Annotated in this window: 13 protein-coding genes and 1 tRNA gene; 5 read left to right on the forward strand and 9 right to left on the reverse strand. The window is 52.8% G+C overall.

All coding sequences use genetic code 11. The annotated features are described in order from the left end of the window. The first annotated feature begins 25 nt into the window (after positions 1-25). A complete protein-coding gene (locus tag ACQE32_RS13540; RefSeq protein WP_427021933.1) occupies positions 26-2,887 on the forward strand; it encodes an autotransporter outer membrane beta-barrel domain-containing protein in 2,862 nt (953 codons plus the stop codon). A 199-nt stretch (positions 2,888-3,086) separates the two neighbouring features. Here the strand turns inward: ACQE32_RS13540 and ACQE32_RS13545 are convergent. From ACQE32_RS13545 to aspA, 6 genes are all read right to left on the reverse strand, one after another. Further along, positions 3,087-3,162 (reverse strand) — tRNA-Phe (locus ACQE32_RS13545). Positions 3,163-3,271: 109 nt separating this feature from the next. After that, a complete protein-coding gene (gene dicD / locus ACQE32_RS13550) occupies positions 3,272-3,850 on the reverse strand; it encodes a division control transcriptional repressor DicD (RefSeq protein WP_426973225.1) in 579 nt (192 codons plus the stop codon). 75 nt (positions 3,851-3,925) lie between these two features. Continuing rightward, on the reverse strand, positions 3,926-5,665 hold the full coding sequence (locus ACQE32_RS13555) for a protein-disulfide reductase DsbD (RefSeq protein ID WP_427021934.1): 1,740 nt from the start codon (positions 5,663-5,665) through the stop codon (positions 3,926-3,928). Next, positions 5,641-5,964, reverse strand: coding sequence for a divalent cation tolerance protein CutA (cutA, locus tag ACQE32_RS13560; RefSeq protein WP_426973229.1), 324 nt, complete (start codon positions 5,962-5,964; stop codon positions 5,641-5,643). Before cutA ends, ACQE32_RS13555 begins: the two co-directional genes overlap by 25 nt. A 106-nt stretch (positions 5,965-6,070) precedes the next feature. Next, on the reverse strand, positions 6,071-7,372 hold the full coding sequence (locus ACQE32_RS13565; protein ID WP_426981889.1) for an anaerobic C4-dicarboxylate transporter: 1,302 nt from the start codon (positions 7,370-7,372) through the stop codon (positions 6,071-6,073). A gap of 123 nt (positions 7,373-7,495) precedes the next feature. Further along, positions 7,496-8,932 (reverse strand): aspartate ammonia-lyase, encoded by a 1,437-nt coding sequence (gene aspA, locus ACQE32_RS13570; protein ID WP_250650988.1) that lies wholly within the window; start codon positions 8,930-8,932, stop codon positions 7,496-7,498. Positions 8,933-9,318: 386 nt separating this feature from the next. Between aspA and ACQE32_RS13575 the strand changes: the two genes are divergently transcribed. The 4 genes from ACQE32_RS13575 to ACQE32_RS13590 all read left to right on the forward strand — a co-directional run bounded on the left by ACQE32_RS13575 (position 9,319) and on the right by ACQE32_RS13590 (position 12,523). Further along, a complete protein-coding gene (locus ACQE32_RS13575; RefSeq protein ID WP_250650987.1) occupies positions 9,319-9,780 on the forward strand; it encodes an FxsA family protein in 462 nt (153 codons plus the stop codon). 218 nt (positions 9,781-9,998) lie between these two features. Next, positions 9,999-10,292, forward strand: coding sequence for a co-chaperone GroES (locus ACQE32_RS13580; protein WP_275555655.1), 294 nt, complete (start codon positions 9,999-10,001; stop codon positions 10,290-10,292). A 46-nt stretch (positions 10,293-10,338) separates the two neighbouring features. Continuing rightward, on the forward strand, positions 10,339-11,985 hold the full coding sequence (groL, locus tag ACQE32_RS13585) for a chaperonin GroEL (protein ID WP_085069825.1): 1,647 nt from the start codon (positions 10,339-10,341) through the stop codon (positions 11,983-11,985). Between the two features lie 190 nt (positions 11,986-12,175). Next, positions 12,176-12,523 carry a DUF4156 domain-containing protein gene (locus ACQE32_RS13590; RefSeq protein ID WP_085069827.1) on the forward strand — a complete coding sequence of 116 codons (348 nt, stop codon included), beginning with the start codon at positions 12,176-12,178 and terminating at the stop codon, positions 12,521-12,523. A gap of 77 nt (positions 12,524-12,600) precedes the next feature. On the opposite strand, the gene ACQE32_RS13595 is transcribed toward ACQE32_RS13590, so the two are convergent. The 3 genes from ACQE32_RS13595 to epmB form a co-directional block, all read right to left on the reverse strand. Continuing rightward, positions 12,601-14,553: a fimbria/pilus outer membrane usher protein gene (locus ACQE32_RS13595; RefSeq protein ID WP_427021935.1), complete on the reverse strand. Its 1,953-nt coding sequence runs from the start codon at positions 14,551-14,553 to the stop codon at positions 12,601-12,603. A gap of 70 nt (positions 14,554-14,623) precedes the next feature. Further along, entirely contained in the window at positions 14,624-15,052 is a 429-nt protein-coding gene (locus ACQE32_RS13600) for a DUF1090 domain-containing protein (protein WP_427021936.1), read from the reverse strand. 437 nt (positions 15,053-15,489) lie between these two features. Then, positions 15,490-16,518: an EF-P beta-lysylation protein EpmB gene (gene epmB / locus ACQE32_RS13605; RefSeq protein WP_250650983.1), complete on the reverse strand. Its 1,029-nt coding sequence runs from the start codon at positions 16,516-16,518 to the stop codon at positions 15,490-15,492. Positions 16,519-16,528 lie beyond the last annotated feature (10 nt).

A 16,528-nucleotide genomic window follows, 5' to 3' on the forward strand; every position in this document is an offset into this window, starting at 1 on the left:
CTGAACAACTTAAAAGGAATTGACTATGAATAAGGACTTACATAATAAACGGCATTTGTATCTTTCTTCGCATTGCCAACTGTATATTTTACCCGTTTATCTTGTTTCATGTTCATACGTATGGGCAGTGAATACTGATGCAATTATAGCTAATGGGACTGTACGCACAATTGAAAATATAACCCTTGCCAATGGCACTAACGGCAATTTTATTATTGAGGCAAAAAACGGCGCAGATTTAACTGCCACAAATGTTGAACTGAATAGTTCCAGCATTCATGGAGGCGGAGCCTGGGTTGATAATAGCAAGCTCACGGCTCAAGGGTTGCAAATTAATGTCACCGGTCATCGGGGTGCCGGATTATATCTGGCAAACAGCAGTGTTGCCGCGATTGATAATATGACCATCACAGGCCAGGGAAGCGCAAATGGATTGGTGCTTGATGGTAGCTGGTCTGGCATGGGTAGCCTGGCAAAGGCAGACGTCACTGATGGAACGATTACGATCGATTCTGGCGAAGCCATTCGAGTCAACGCGGGCGAACTGACCTTAAAGAATGTATCGGCCAGTACCCAGGGCAATAGCAGCTATGCAGTCAATGTTAACTCAAATGCAAAAGTCGTTATTGAGGGAGGAGATTATTTTACGCAGGGCGCATATAGCGATGCAGTTTGGGTCGCCTCATCGGATTCCTCCGTTACGGTGGACAACGCTACCATTACTACTCAGGGTGACCGATCTATTGCGGTTAATGCTCAGCGAGGAAGAGCAAGCGTCACGAATAGTACTCTTGAAGCGCAAGGTGAAAACGCCTACGGATTGTATACCGAAAGCCGGATCCAGGGGGATGGACTGGCGGTCACAACCACGGGAACAGGTGGCGCGGGGATGTTTACGGCGTCTGGAGGGCAAGGGAGGCTGAATAACAGCACAATTGCAACGTACGGTAAGCTGGCTCCCGGCCTGCTGGCTTACCCTGGCTCGAAAATTACCGCCAATAATGTGGAGGTCAATACCGCAGGTAATGAAAGCTTCGGGTTATGGAGCCATGCCGGCACGCTGGATATCAGCAATAGTCTTATCTCCACTTCTGGCTATGGGGCTAGTGGATTGTTTGTGAATGGCTATTCCTCATCGCTGAAAAATGATGTATCGCTGGACAATGTGATGCTTCACGCAGATCAGGCACAGGCGATTCAAGTTGATACCACCAATCTGGTGCTGGAAGTAAAAAACTCCGTACTGACAGGAGGGAATGGTCAATTGATGACAGTCAGCAATTATGAAGATGCGCTCGATCCTGCCAATAACCTCTACAGCGACGTAACGTTTAGCGCAGTAAATAGTACGCTAAATGGCGATATCTCTGTGTCAGATCCAGGTAACGCGGTAGTGGTGAATCTTGCATCTGGCTCGGTGCTGACGGGAGCGGTTACTCATACAACTTCTCTCGTGCTTGATGACAGTAGTCGCTGGAACATGAGCAACAGCTCAAACGTCGGGCAACTGATAAATAACGGCACTATTACATTTTCTGACGTAAACAAGTTCGACACCCTAACCGTAACGGGCAATTACTTGGGTGATGGTGGTCTGTTGGTGATGAATAGTGTATTAGGCGATGACGGTTCACCGTCAAACAAACTGATTGTCGGAGGGGACGTTCTCCAGGGAACAACCCGTATTTCCATTAATAATCTTGGTGGATATGGCGCAAAAACCGTTGAAGGTATTGAAATTGTTGATGTTAGCGGTACTTCCATCGGCAACTTTGTTAAGTCGGGCCGTATTGTTGCCGGGGCATATGATTACGATCTCGTTCGTAAGGGGGAAAGCTGGTATCTGACCAGCCAGTTAACGCCGGTTGACCCCGCGCCGACACCCGATTTCGGGTCGACGGCTGTTGTTCGCCCGGAAGGTGGAAGCTACATCGCAAATCTGGCGGCGGGAAATACCCTGTTTATGATGACGCTGCACGATCGACTTGGAGAGCCGCAATTTAGCGATACGCTCCTGAGTCAGAGGGAAATCACCAGCCTGTGGCTACGACAGGTCGGCGGGCATAACGTGTGGCGCGACGGTAGCGGGCAGTTAAAAACCCAAAGCAATCGTTATGTGGCACAGCTAGGAGGAGATGTCGCGCGCTGGAGTACCGATGGTACAGATCGCTGGCATGTCGGGTTTATGACAGGCTATGCCAATAGCCACAGCACGACAGATAATCGCGTAAACGGTTATCACTCGAAGGGCTCTGTTAAAGGGTATAGCGTCGGGGGTTATGCAACATGGTATGCGAACCAAGAAAACCATACCGGGGCCTGGCTGGATAGCTGGTTACAATATAGCTGGTTTAATAATGAAGTGAGCGGCGAAAAACTGGCGGCTGAAATTTATAAGTCGCACGGATTTACCGCTTCGCTGGAAGGCGGTTACACCTGGAAAACCGGCCAGTTCTGGGGCAGTCATGGCACACTTAATGAGTGGTTTGTTCAACCGCAGATTCAGGCGGTGTGGATGGGTGTACGCGCCGATGATCATCAGGAAGCAAATGGCACCCGAATACAGGGCAAGGGCGACGGGAACTGGATGACCCGAATGGGCATTAAAACCTGGCTTAACGGTCATCACATGCGCGATAACGTTAAGCAGCGTGAATTCCAGCCTTATATCGCGTTGAACTGGTTGCATAACACGCGAAATTTCGCCACGAAAATGGATGGTATACGGGTAAGCCAGAATGGCGCGACAAATCTGGCTGAAGTGAAGATCGGGCTAGAAGGAAAAATTAATCCACGCTTGAATGTCTGGGGTAATGTCGGCGTACAGATAGGCGATGCTGGCTATAACGACACTGCCGCGATAGTAGGAATGAAATATAACTTTTAACAACCAGCTCTTGTCATGCAACAATTTGATGACGATGAAGCGGATAAACATGGTCCGGGACTTGCCTTCCTGCTGACACAGCGCTTGCGCTGGCCCTGTAGGATCAGCCTCAGGAGAGGGCGAATAATCGAATGCGTTCGATGAGGAGTCCGTACGCAGGAAAGCAAAAACCCGCCTTGTGGGCGGGTTCTTTAAATAGTGGTGCCCGGACTCGGAATCGAACCAAGGACACGGGGATTTTCAATCCCCTGCTCTACCGACTGAGCTATCCGGGCAACGGGGCGCATTAAACCGTAAAGGCTAACAGGGGTCAACGGCTTTCTGTGAAAAAGTTACGGAAATGCGGCCGATCGCCTGCTTTTCGCGCAGAGTGACGAAAAATTGTCAGGTTAGCGCGCCGTTTCGACGACAAAGCGCGATATGCAATACATCTTCCGCCAGCTGACGAGCAATAGCCACATCCTGCTGATTGCGTTTCACCAGCAGCTTGCTCAGACAGCCTTCCAGCACCAGCTCCATCTGATCGGCTATCAGCGTTGGATTATCCGTGCCCAGCATTGTTAACAGCTCATGGGTGTATTGCCAGGAGGCGCGTTTTTGCTGCTCGGCCAGCTGATGCACCGGGTGATCGGCCTGCGGGTAAAAACTACAGGCGGCAATAAACAAACAGCCCGGAAAGCGACCATTGCCGACGGATTCTTCCAGCACTTTATAACGTGCCAGCAGTTTCTCCTCGGCGCTGAGGGTGTCATCCAGCAGGAGCTGACGACGCCAGCTATCGATCTGTTGACCATGATAGCGCAACGCGTCATACAGCAACGCCTCACGGTCGGGCCAGAAACGTTTTAGTTGATCATAAGGGACCGCAACCTGACCAGCCAGCTCCTCCAGCGAGACGGTGCCCGCAAGACCATTTTGTTCCAGTACGTTTAGTGCGTGGTCGAGTACCTGTTCACGTTGCACGTAAAACCTCTCCTGTAAGCGTTTTTCTGTCGGTAAATCGGCAGTCACGTTCATTGAACCAGACTCCAGTGTCGTTTACCGCGCCAGTTTCTGCAAATGCGCCTGAAACGCGGCGGCGTCCAGATAACCTGTTATACGCGAGCCAGGGATCTCTTTGCCCTGTGCATCAAAAAACAGAATAGTGGGCAGCCCCAGCACCTGTGAATGCTGCAACAGCGCGCTATCCTGCTGGCTGTTGGCAGTGACATCCGCCTGCAGCAGCACCATCGACATCAACGCCTGCCGCACTCCGGCATCGCTGAAGGTATATTTGCTGAACTCTTTGCAGGCAACGCACCAGTCGGCATAGAAATCCAGCATGGTTATTTTGCCGTGCGCCTGCTGTAGCCGGGCATCCAGCTGCGCGACGCTGCTCACGCGAGTGAAGTTCAACTCCGTATGCGCAGCGGCAGACGTCTGCGTGCCGAAGGCCCACTGCTGCAAAGGCTGTGCGCTGACCAGCGCCGCCGCCAGCAGCAGTACCTGCGCCACGCGTAACCAGCCACGCCGCGCCTGCAGGCTGATAATAAAGGCCCAGGCAAAAAAGCTGACTGCCAGCAGGCTCCAGAGCCGCAGCCCCCAGCTATCGCCAAGGATACGCTCCAGCAGAAACACCGGCAGTGCCAGAATCACAAAGCCAAATCCTTCTTTAACCGTCTGCATCCACGGGCCGCTTTTCGGCAGCAGGCGATTGCCAAACAGCGTAACGGCAATCAGCGGCAGGCCCATGCCAAAAGCGTACAGCCACAGCGTGCCAGCGCCCGCCAACATATTGCCGCTTTGGGCAATATAAAGCAGGATGGCGCTGAGCGGCGCGGTGGTGCAGGGGGAACAAATCAAGCCCGCCAGCGCGCCCATCAAAAATACGCCGGGCAGCGAACCACCGCGTTGACGGTTGCTCCAGAGCGTCAGTCGCGTTTGCAGGCTGGCAGGCAGCTGCAGAGTAAAGAGGCCGAACATTGATAACGCCAGCAGCACAAACAGCAGCGAGAGCGCGATCAGCACATACGGATGCTGCAGCGCCGCCTGAAAGCGTAAGCCTGCGGCGGCAACCACCACGCCCAACAGCGTATAGGTCAGCGCCATGCCCTGTACGTAGACCATAGACAGCGCCAGCAGGCGGCCGCTCGATAGCTGACGGTTGCCGCCAAGAATGATGCCGGAAATCAATGGATACATTGGCAATACGCAGGGCGTGAAGGCAACGCCGATACCAATCAGCAATGCCCACAAGGGTGAGAAAGGCAGCGGCGTGCTCTCCGTTAGCGGCTTCTTGGCGGCGGAAGAGGTAACCGGCGCTGCAGCGTCGAAAGCGGGGGCTGGCTTCGTGAATGCCGCCGCGACCGCCGACAGCGGGATTTCACGCGTTTCCGGCGGATAGCAAAAGCCCGCTGCGGCGCAGCCCTGATAGCGCAGCGTCACGCTGGCATTATCGCCAGCTTCCGCAATGGTTACCGGGATGGTGAGATCCTGCGGATAGATTTCACTCTTGCCGTAAAACTCATCCTCATGCGGCTGGCCTGTCGGCAACTGCAGCGGAGCCAGCTTCGCCTGCCTGGCGGTCAGGCTGATTTGCTGCCGGTAGAGGTAATAGCCGGGTTTGACCTGCCAGCGCAGCGTCAAACGATCGCCCTGCTGACTGAAATCAAAGGAGAAGGCCTCATTAACCGGCACAAAGCCGCTTTGTGAATCTTTATCAAACAGTCCGGCTTGCGCGGGCAAACAAAGAATGGCGCTAATGAATAATAATATTATCGAAGCGATGCGCTGAGCCATGACAGGTAATCACTCTCTCCATGTTGTACCGGCAGCACCAGCAGTTCGGGCGTATCGTAGGGATGTTCCGCTTTCAGCAATTCGATTAGCGCCTGCTGATGAGTGACATCGCTTTTAAGCAGCATCTGCACTTCGCTGGCGCTTTCGCGCTGCCCCTGCCAGACATAATAAGAGGTCGCGCCTGGTAAAACGGTTACGCAGCCAGCCAGCCGCGCCGAGAGCGCTTTATCAGCCAGCTGTTGGGCGGTGGCGCTGTCGGGGGCGGTACAAAGAACAATGACGGCGGTAGATAAAGTCATGGCTCGCTCCTGAGACTAAAAGTGCAATCATAGCACGGGCCGATGCGGATATTTTTGACTGGCGGTAAGCAGAGGTAACCCGGCGTGCACCGGGTTACCGGGGATGCTACAAAAACAGCTGTCCGAACAGAAAACCAAACGCCACCGACAGCACAATCGCGAGCGTGCCGGGGATCAGAAACGAGTGGTTAAAAACAAACTTGCCGATGCGCGTGGAGCCGGTGTCATCCATCTCAACCGCAGCCAGCAGCGTTGGGTAGGTAGGCAACACAAACAGCGCGGAAACGGCAGCGAAAGAGGCCACGGCAGTGATCGGCGAGACGCCCAGCATCAGCGCAGCAGGCATCAGTGCTTTCGTGGTTGCCGCCTGGGAATAGAGCAGGGTGGAAGCAAAAAACAGCACCAGCGCCAGCATCCACGGATGATTATTCAGCAGCTCTCCGGCCAGCATCTGAATATCATTGATATGCCCTTTTACAAAGGTATCCCCCAGCCAGGCGACCCCCATCACACAGATACAGGCGCTCATGCCCGATTTAAATGTGCTGGCGCTGAGGATAGCGCTGGTATCCACTTTACAGCTCAGGCAAATCAGCGTGGCGATGGTCAGCATAAACACCACAATCGCTTCGTTGCGCGGCAGCAGCGGATTCTGGATCAGACCGACATTTTCGCTGATTGCGGTGGCATAAAGCATGACGGCCACAATACCGATCAGAAACAGCAGCACCGAGCGTTTTGCGCCCGGCTTCTCTTCGAAAACCTGCGAGCCGCGCAGCGTCACTTCCCCTTTTGCCAGACGCGCCTGGTAAATTGGATCGTCCTGCAACTCTTTGCCGAGAAAGTTCGTTACCAGCGCCGCCACGAAAATCGCCGCCATGGTAGAAGGAATTGCCACGCCCAACAGCGCCAGATAGCCGATACCGCGCGGCTCAAGAATCCCGGCGAAATAGACCACGGCGGCAGAGATCGGTGAGGCGGTAATGGCAATCTGCGACGCGACAACAGCGATAGATAGCGGGCGTGACGGACGCACGCCTTGCTCTTTGGCGACTTCGGCAATAACCGGCAGCGTAGAGAACGCAGTATGGCCGGTGCCTGCCAGCAGCGTCATACAATAGGTCACCAGCGGCGCGAGGAAAGTAACGTAGCGGGGATGCTTACGCAGCAGCCGCTCAGCAAGGCTCACCAGGTAATCCATACCGCCCGCCACCTGCATAGCGGCAATAGCGGAAATCACGGCCATAATAATTTCGATAACATCGAAAGGAATGGCCCCCGGCTTCATTTGGCACAATAGCGTCAATACCAGCACGCCCAGACCGCCTGCAAAGCCGATGCCGATACCCCCCAGCCTGGCACCCAAATAGATTGCCAGCAGGACGATAACCAGCTCTACTCCCACCATAATATGACCCCTTATAAAGATGATAAAAATAATAAAAAGAAGTTAAAAATTTGTATGCTGCGGCAATAAAAAAGGCACGTTGTTCAGCGAACAGACGTGCCTGCAATGCGTTAAGAGTCGGGCTTAATTTTCATTTTCATCGGTATAGCGTTTTGCTTTATAAACAGGACGCATCAGGTTAGGAACGGAAAAGATATCGTCCAGTTCGGCTTCGGTCAGCAGACCGCGCTCCAGCACCACGTCTCTGACGCTTTTGCCGGTTTCAGCACAGATTTTTCCGACAATATCACCGTTATGGTGACCAATGTAAGGGTTGAGATAGGTCACGATACCGATAGAGTTAAACACGTACGCTTCACAAACCGCTTTATTGGCGGTAATGCCGTCAACGCATTTTTCCAGCAGGTTATAGCAGGCATTGGTCAGGATCTGAATAGATTCAAACATCGCCTGGCCGATTACCGGTTCCATCACGTTAAGCTGAAGCTGGCCTGCCTCGGAGGCCATGGTCACGGTAGTGTCATTGCCGATCACTTTAAAGCAAACCTGGTTTACTACTTCCGGCACCACTGGGTTCACTTTGGCTGGCATAATAGAAGAACCTGCCTGCAGCTCCGGCAGGTTGATTTCGTTCAGGCCGGCGCGCGGACCCGAAGAGAGCAGACGTAAATCGTTGCAGATTTTCGACAGCTTGACCGCAAGGCGTTTCAACGCGGAATGCACCATCACATAGGCGCCGCAGTCGGACGTTGCTTCGATCAGATCTTCAGCAGGCGTAACCGGCAGGTTGGTGACCTCGGCCAGTTTTTCTACCGCCAGTTGCTGATAGCCCTCCGGCGTATTCAGACGCGTGCCGATGGCCGTGGCGCCAAGGTTAACCTCCAGCAGCAGCTCGGCGGTTCGGGTAATGTTTTTAATCTCTTCTTTCAGCAGGACGTTAAAGGCGTGGAATTCCTGGCCCAACGTCATCGGCACGGCATCCTGTAGCTGCGTGCGGCCCATCTTCAGAATCGTTTCAAACTCGATGGCTTTACGCTCAAAACCATCGCCCAACTGGGCGATCGCATCCAGCAGTTTCAGAATGGAGGCGTAAACCGCGATACGAAAGCCGGTAGGATAAGCGTCGTTGGTGGACTGGCATTTATTGACATGGTCATTCGGGTTCAGAAACTGATATTCCCCTTTCTGGTGCCCCATCAGTTCAAGCCCGATATTAGCCAACACCTCATTGGTGTTCATATTTACCGAGGTGCCTGCGCCCCCCTGATAGACATCAACCGGGAACTGGTCCATGCATTTGCCGTTATTCAATACCTCATCACACGCCTGGATAATGGTATTGGCAATATGACGAGGGATGGTCTGCAGCTCTTTATTGGCCAGCGCTGCCGCTTTCTTCACCATTACCATGCCGCGCACAAACTCAGGAATGTCGCTGATTTTATGGCTGCTGATACAGAAATTCTCAATCGCACGCAAAGTATGAACGCCGTAATACGCATCCGCCGGAACTTCACGCATGCCTAGCAGGTCTTCTTCGATACGAATGTTATTTGCCATGGGAACCTTCTTGTTAGAGCTACCGGTTACATCGTTACAGGTGATGTGGTTATCGTGTCGGATTAAGCCCGGCAGATAAATTGTCCCTTATCGGCCTGGCCGCACGATCATAGGCTTAAGCGACACAAATATCTGAGTCCAGATCGCGATTCGAAGAAAAGCTGACGCAGAGCCAGCTTTAGGCTGTGATCATAATCCCAAAATCGCCGCAGGTGGGAAAAATCCAGCACCCTGGTTGAAAATTAACGTGCGCGCACCCATCTCTGTAGCTTATCTGCGCCATAGTTTGCTATGACGTTAACGCGACAACGCAGGTTGATCGCGTTTGAACTAAAGAATATCGCCGCTGCGCCGCAGGCGTGGCAGCCCGACTAAAGGAGAATACGGTGCGCTGGTTACCGTTACTAATACTGTTTTTATTCGCCTGGATTGAGATCACCCTGTTTATACAGGTGGCGCACGTAATGGGCGTTTTACTGACGATGCTGCTGGTGATCTTTACCTCCGCCATCGGCGTGTCGCTGGTAAAAAATCAGGGCGTGAAGAACTTTCTGCTGATGCAGCAGAAGCTGGCGCAGGGAGAAAGCCCGGCGGAAGAGATGATCAAAAGCGTTTCGCTGATTATCGCTGGTTTCCTGCTGCTGCTGCCGGGATTTTTTACCGACTTCCTTGGCCTGCTGTTACTGCTGCCGCCGGTACAAAAACATCTGACCCTGAAGCTGATGCCGCACCTGCGCGTCTGGCGCGGGCCAGGGGCAGGCCCGGACAGCGGCTACACCATGGAAGGCGAATACGAGCGCAAAGACAGCGATCGTATTGGCCACGATAAAGATCATCAGGATCGTTAAAATTTTCACTCTGAACATGGCGGCAATGAGCCGCCATGTTTTTTTCTGCAGCCGCTTAGCCGGGTCGGCAAATTGATCCCAAACAAAAATTTTTTTTGTGTTGCCCCTTGAAAGCGATAACGGCTGTCCCTATCTCTTGAGCCACGAGGCCGGAAGCCCATAAGCCCGGCATTCATCCCTAAAATGACTGATTGGACTTCTCAAAGGAGAGCTATCAAATGAACATTCGTCCATTGCACGATCGCGTAATCGTCAAGCGTAAAGAAGTTGAATCCAAATCTGCTGGCGGCATCGTTCTGACCGGCTCCGCTGCGGCTAAATCTACCCGTGGCGAAGTGTTGGCTGTGGGCAATGGTCGCATCCTGGAAAACGGCAGCGTGAAGCCGCTGGATGTGAAAGTGGGCGACGTTGTGATTTTTAACGAAGGTTACGGCGCGAAAACCGAGAAGATCGATAACGAAGAGGTGTTGATCATCTCTGAAAGCGACATTCTGGCAATCGTTGAAGCCTAATTAGGCAAAAACCACATCGAACATACGAATTTAAGGGAAATTTCAAATGGCAGCTAAAGACGTAAAATTCGGTAATGACGCGCGTGTAAAAATGCTGCGCGGCGTGAACATCCTGGCAGACGCAGTTAAAGTTACCCTGGGCCCGAAAGGCCGTAACGTAGTGCTGGATAAATCTTTCGGTTCGCCGACCATCACCAAAGATGGCGTCTCCGTTGCACGTGAAATCGAACTGGAAGACAAGTTCGAGAATATGGGCGCGCAGATGGTGAAAGAAGTCGCCTCTAAAGCAAATGACACTGCAGGCGACGGTACCACCACCGCAACCGTACTGGCTCAGTCTATCGTTAACGAAGGCCTGAAAGCTGTTGCTGCGGGCATGAACCCGATGGACCTGAAACGCGGTATCGATAAAGCCGTTATCGCCGCTGTGGAAGAGCTGAAAGCGCTGTCCGTACCTTGCTCTGACTCTAAAGCCATCGCTCAGGTTGGTACCATCTCTGCTAACTCCGATGAGTCTGTCGGTACCCTGATTGCTCAGGCAATGGAAAAAGTGGGTAAAGAAGGCGTTATCACCGTTGAAGAAGGCACCGGTCTGCAGGACGAGTTGGACGTGGTTGAAGGTATGCAGTTCGATCGCGGCTACCTCTCTCCTTACTTCATCAACAAGCCGGAAACGGGCGCAGTAGAACTGGACAGCCCGTTCATCCTGCTGGTTGATAAGAAAGTCTCTAACATTCGTGAACTGCTGCCGGTACTGGAAGCAGTAGCGAAAGCCAGCAAGCCGCTGCTGATCGTTGCTGAAGACGTTGAAGGCGAAGCGCTGGCTACCCTGGTAGTGAACACCATGCGCGGCATCGTGAAAGTAGCTGCGGTGAAAGCGCCGGGCTTCGGCGACCGTCGTAAGGCGATGCTGCAGGATATCGCTATCCTGACCGGCGGTACCGTTATCTCTGAAGAGATCGGTATGGAGCTGGAAAAAGCAACGCTGGAAGACCTGGGTCAGGCTAAACGCGTTGTGATCAACAAAGACACCACCACCATCATCGATGGCGTGGGTGAAGAAGGCGCTATCCAGGGCCGCGTTTCTCAGATCCGTCAGCAGATCGAAGAAGCAACCTCTGACTACGATAAAGAAAAACTGCAGGAGCGCGTAGCGAAACTGGCAGGCGGCGTAGCCGTACTGAAAGTTGGCGCAGCAACTGAAGTTGAAATGAAAGAGAAAAAAGCACGCGTTGAAGACGCCCTGCACGCGACCCGTGCTGCGGTGGAAGAAGGCGTGGTAGCTGGCGGTGGTGTTGCTCTGGTTCGCGTTGCAGCGAAACTGTCTGAGCTGACTGGCCAGAACGAAGACCAGAACGTGGGTATCAAAGTTGCGCTGCGCGCAATGGAAGCTCCGCTGCGTCAGATCGTTTCCAACGCCGGTGAAGAGCCGTCCGTTGTGGCTAACATGGTTAAAGCTGGCGACGGTAACTACGGTTACAACGCGGCTACCGAAGAGTACGGCAACATGATCGACTTCGGTATCCTGGATCCGACCAAAGTAACCCGTTCTGCGCTGCAGTACGCGGCTTCTGTCGCTGGTCTGATGATCACCACCGAATGTATGGTGACTGACCTGCCGAAAGACGACAAAGGCGACTTAGGTGCTGCTGGTGGTATGGGCGGCATGGGCGGTATGGGCGGCATGATGTAATTGCCCCCAACGGCTTAGATTGTCTTAACCCCCTGTCAGAAATGGCAGGGGGTTTTTCTTTTGCCGCTGAAAAAGGTATAAGTAAACGCGCAGGTTTATACTGAACGTTTGTGGCAAGGGATGTTTAAGAAAACGCTCTCTTTTCTGATACGCTCAGACCGGATACTGACGATAATAAATGAGGAATCACATGCGGATTAAAGTCTTGCTGGGGCTTTCTGCAGCAGCGTTGCTGCTGGCGGGTTGTAGCACCTCCAAAGATCTAAGTGCGGCTGGCCAGCGCGTCACCTTTACCGATCAGCAACCGGGCAGTACCTGCCAGCTCCTGGGTGAGCTTACCGGTAGCCAGAGCAACTGGCTGAGCGGCGCTGGTGGTGAAAACAGTTCTCTGCGCGGCGCGGCAAATGATCTACGCAACCGGGCGGCGGAGATGGGCGGCAATGTGATTTATGGCGCAACCAGTCCTACGCAAAATATCTGGTCCAGCTTCGCTCCGCTCGATAGCAAAATGACCGGCCAGGTCTATAAGTGCCCGTAAGCCTTTTTTACCAGCCATAATCTGTAGCGTTATGCCGGTGCCTGTTGTGATATTTCCGGCTTAACGCTGTTATAAACTTATCTCCCTTCACCTCTCTCCGCCGGTAAAAAAACCGCTTTTACAATTGCGCCTTTGCTCGGCATCACGCTGTATTCCGTTTCAGGTAAAGAGACATTGTCCGGTAGCTGCCAACTGTTCAGCACTAACGGGTTAGCGCGCCAGGGCACCAGATAACCCACCAGCGCTTCACCTTTGGCGTTAGTGGTTACGCCGAATTGTTGATAGTTACCGATTCCCGGAGAATTCGGCACCACGATAAGCGCCATGGTATCGCTCATTGCCTGACCGAAGGTCACACCCTCTGAATGCAGTAAAACCGAACCGCTAATATCAAGATGATATTCGCTGGCCTGATTATCCTGCACAAAGCGCAAGGTGCTTTCTCCTGCATTGTACTGGTAACCCAGAGAAGCATCATACCGGCTGGCGTTGCGCGCAAAGTGCATCGCAGTTAGCTGGTAACGCAGGCTGTAATCAGGAAACATCGCGCCGCTCAGGCCAATCTCCTGGCTGGATAGCGAACCCCGGCTACGATTATGGCTGTAACTCAGACTGGGCGAACCGCCACCGGGGAGCGCTGGCAGCGACAGGCTAAAGGTTAATCCCAGCGTGGTTTCACTGCGGCTGTATCGCTCACGGCTGTGTCCCAGCCACAAACTGATATCGAAATTATCCCGCGTCAGCAGGTAGCTCAGTGACAGCTCGCGTCGCTCTCCCGCCAGCCGCCGCCAGGTTTGTTGGGTATAGCGTAAGCTCAGGCTCTGATCTTCGTCTAGATAGCGGTTAATCCAAAATTCCTGCGTCAGCAAACGATACGGGAGGTCATCACTCCACCAGGCGCGCTCTTCTCCGACGTAGGTAATCTTTTCTTCCAGCGAACGATACTGCTGGCCGGATGGATAATAACGAAACAGGGCATTAAAGCTGGTGGCGCTGTCAAAAAACGCTTTAGCGTAGCGTAAACGCCAGACGCTGCCCTCCTGGCTTTGCGCGGAGGAACGATAACGTGCCCAGGTGACATCGGTTGAAAATGCGCCCAGTCTGTGCAAATTAACACCTGCGCCTGCGAGATAGCTGGCATATCTTTCACTATGTTGTACACCGGCATAGAGTGTGATATCTGAGGCTACTCCCCGCGCCAGGCTGGCCTGAACAAAAACAGGGCGCGGCAGCGCGCTGCCTCGCCATGGCCGGTATTGTCCGGCCACCAGTTCATAACTGCTATGGTTCTGTTGAACCAGAGCGGGCATATCAGTCCAGGGCAGATAACGGTTTGATTCGCTGCCGTCGCTCTCTTTTACCGTAAGCACCAGCGTTCCATCACGGGTGGAGGGGTAAAAATCCTGAATAACAAAGGAGCCAGGCGGAACGCGCCGCCGGTACAGGATCAGGCCATTCTGGCTAAGGGTTACTTCAGCATGATTTTTAGCGTAACCCTTTATCCAGGGAGAATAAGGACGCCATCTGTCGGGAAACATCGCCTCACTGGTCGCCAGGGTTATGCCGCGAAAAGGAAGAGAATCAAACAAGGTGTGGGTTGTTTCACTATCGCCTGCCAGCAGTTCTGCTCGCCAGGAAGTAATACTGCGCCAAAGGGTGGCCGAGCGGGTATATATGCCATGTTGGCCGGTGGGGCCCCGCCAGAGGGTATTTTGATAACGCAGTCGCCACGGACCGTAATTAAGGCCGTTATCAAGTTCTATTTCCAGCTCAGCGCCGGAGACAGTACAGCAACGTCCGCTCTGAAGATGGGCCAGCCGGGCGCGATAATCAATGAAAAATGCGTTAATGCCATCATCCCAGCGGCTGAAGCTGACCCTGCTCTGCCGTGGAGACATGGTGTTTTCAGGAATAACCCGCGTTAGCAGCCTGGCTTCTGGCTGATAGTTGTCATTTACTATTACCGGTACCGGCAGACTGGCATTGCCCTGCTGGTCAAACGCTATACCGAACAGCAAAATTAATGGCAAAAATTTCATCACAGAGGGAGGGCGGTCAGAAAACGGAAGCAGGGCGCTTCCGTTTATCAAAGCAGTAAGGTTATTTCCTCAGGGCAGCCAGTTCAGCACGGGCCTGTGCCAGTTCTTGCTCAATTTCCCGCAGGTCGGCCTGTTTTTCTTTTAGCTTGCGCTGATATTTTTTTACCTTATCCTGTCGGCCTGATGCCTGCGCTTCATGTAAATCCGCCTGTACTTCTCGCAGTTCATCCTGTTTTTTAGCCCGCTTTTTCTCCAGTTTGGCAACATCCTTTTGCGCACTGGCGATAACCCTGTCATGGGTACAGTGGGCTTTAACTTCTGCCAGCGCCTGTTTCAGGCCATTAACTTTATGGATATTGCCATGATGCTGGGCAATTTCGATCTCTCTTTCCAGTACGGCGCGCTTAGTTGCACAGTCACTGTTACTGGCATGGGCGATATTAGCTATGCCGGTGAAAATAATGGCGGAAAATAGCGCAAGCTTTATCATCGTAACTCCTTGTAAAAAAATATTATCCGAACTTTTTCTTTATATTTACCAACAGCAGTGGAGTAAACGGTAAATAAAAAAGGTAAAATCCGGCAATGCTTTCTCTTCCCCAATCACAGCGTTTACCCTGAACATCTGGCGCTATTTACATGATTATCGGCAAAGATTATTTATCTCTGGAGGGGAAAGGCCAGACTATTGTCGGGCAAAAACAGCTGTGCTGGCTATTTAATTTTCGTTATGGGTTATTTGAATGAGCTTTAGCGATTGTTGGTAACAGAAAATACTTAAAATAAATAATATTTTGTAGCTTATTTAATAAGTGAGAAAAATAGCGTTAAATGAATTTTCTGTTTCTTAAAAAATGAAGCTGGCATTGGCATAATTTTGGTCAGGGAAAATATTGTCCGGTAATAAGATCATTACCGGACGTCCAGTCAGGATTGTCTGAGCTGTAAATCGAGCGGTGTTTTGCTTGGCTCGCCACCGATTTCCCGCGCCAGTTTCGGCACCAGATAACCGGAGACCAGCGCCAGCAGCTGTCGCATGATGGCACGCGCCGTCTCGTCTGGAACATAAAAATGCGCTGCGCCCTGCACTTTATCCAGCACGTGCAGGTAATAAGGCAGTACGCCAGCATCAAACAGCGCATTGCTGAGCGCCGCCAGCGTGTGTGCGTCATCATTGATGCCGCGCAGTAAGACGCTTTGATTAAGCATGGTTACGCCAGCGCGCTTCAGCATGGCGATACCGTGGCGTAGCGCGTCATCAATCTCCTGCGCATGGTTGATATGGGTCACCATAAGCACCTGCAGACGCGAGCTTGCCAGACGCTGGCACAAACTCTCTGTGATCCGCGCCGGGATCACTACCGGCAAACGGCTGTGAATACGCAGACGCTTTAAATGCGGGATCGCTTCCAGTTCGCCGATCAGCCAGTCCAGCTCATGATCCTTTGCCATCAGGGGATCGCCGCCGGAGAAAATGATCTCATCCAGCTCCTGATGATCGCGGATATAGTCCAGCGCGCGCTGCCAGTTGCGCTTGTTGCCCTGATTATCCTGATAGGGAAAATGACGACGGAAGCAGTAGCGGCAGTTCACCGCACAGCCGCCTTTTACCAGCAGTAGCGCCCGATTTCTGTATTTATGCAGCAGCCCAGGCACAACGCTGCTCTGCTCATCCAGCGGATCGGTACTGTAGCCGGGCGCATCAATAAACTCCTGGCGATCGGTGATCACCTGCAGCAGCAGGGGATCGTTGGGATCGCCTTTTTTCATGCGTTGCGCAAAGGCACGCGGCACGCGCAGGGCAAAAAGCCGACGCGCATCCTCTCCGGCAGCCAGATGTGGATGGTGATCCAACGCTAAAAAGCGTAGTAATTCATGGGGTTCAGTGATGACGTCTGCAAGTTGTTGCAACCAATCTTCTCTGGATGGGGTATTTAGGGTTACAATGTGTGCCATTTTTTTGGCT

Origin of the sequence: Pantoea sp. FN0302, assembly GCF_050113775.1 — a bacterium.
Classification (GTDB): Bacteria; Pseudomonadota; Gammaproteobacteria; order Enterobacterales; family Enterobacteriaceae; genus Mixta; species Mixta alhagi.

Excerpts from the sequence above, each read along its gene's own strand:
- ACQE32_RS13540 (WP_427021933.1), top strand. The coding sequence starts at position 26 with ATGAATAAGGACTTACATAATAAACGGCATTTGTATCTTTCTTCGCAT.
- ACQE32_RS13565 (WP_426981889.1), bottom strand. The coding sequence starts at position 7,372 with ATGGTGGGAGTAGAGCTGGTTATCGTCCTGCTGGCAATCTATTTGGGT.
- ACQE32_RS13590 (WP_085069827.1), top strand. The coding sequence starts at position 12,176 with ATGCGGATTAAAGTCTTGCTGGGGCTTTCTGCAGCAGCGTTGCTGCTG.
- groL (WP_085069825.1), top strand. The coding sequence starts at position 10,339 with ATGGCAGCTAAAGACGTAAAATTCGGTAATGACGCGCGTGTAAAAATG.
- aspA (WP_250650988.1), bottom strand. The coding sequence starts at position 8,932 with ATGGCAAATAACATTCGTATCGAAGAAGACCTGCTAGGCATGCGTGAA.
- ACQE32_RS13600 (WP_427021936.1), bottom strand. The coding sequence starts at position 15,052 with ATGATAAAGCTTGCGCTATTTTCCGCCATTATTTTCACCGGCATAGCT.
- ACQE32_RS13580 (WP_275555655.1), top strand. The coding sequence starts at position 9,999 with ATGAACATTCGTCCATTGCACGATCGCGTAATCGTCAAGCGTAAAGAA.
- ACQE32_RS13555 (WP_427021934.1), bottom strand. The coding sequence starts at position 5,665 with ATGGCTCAGCGCATCGCTTCGATAATATTATTATTCATTAGCGCCATT.
- epmB (WP_250650983.1), bottom strand. The coding sequence starts at position 16,518 with ATGGCACACATTGTAACCCTAAATACCCCATCCAGAGAAGATTGGTTG.
- cutA (WP_426973229.1), bottom strand. The coding sequence starts at position 5,964 with ATGACTTTATCTACCGCCGTCATTGTTCTTTGTACCGCCCCCGACAGC.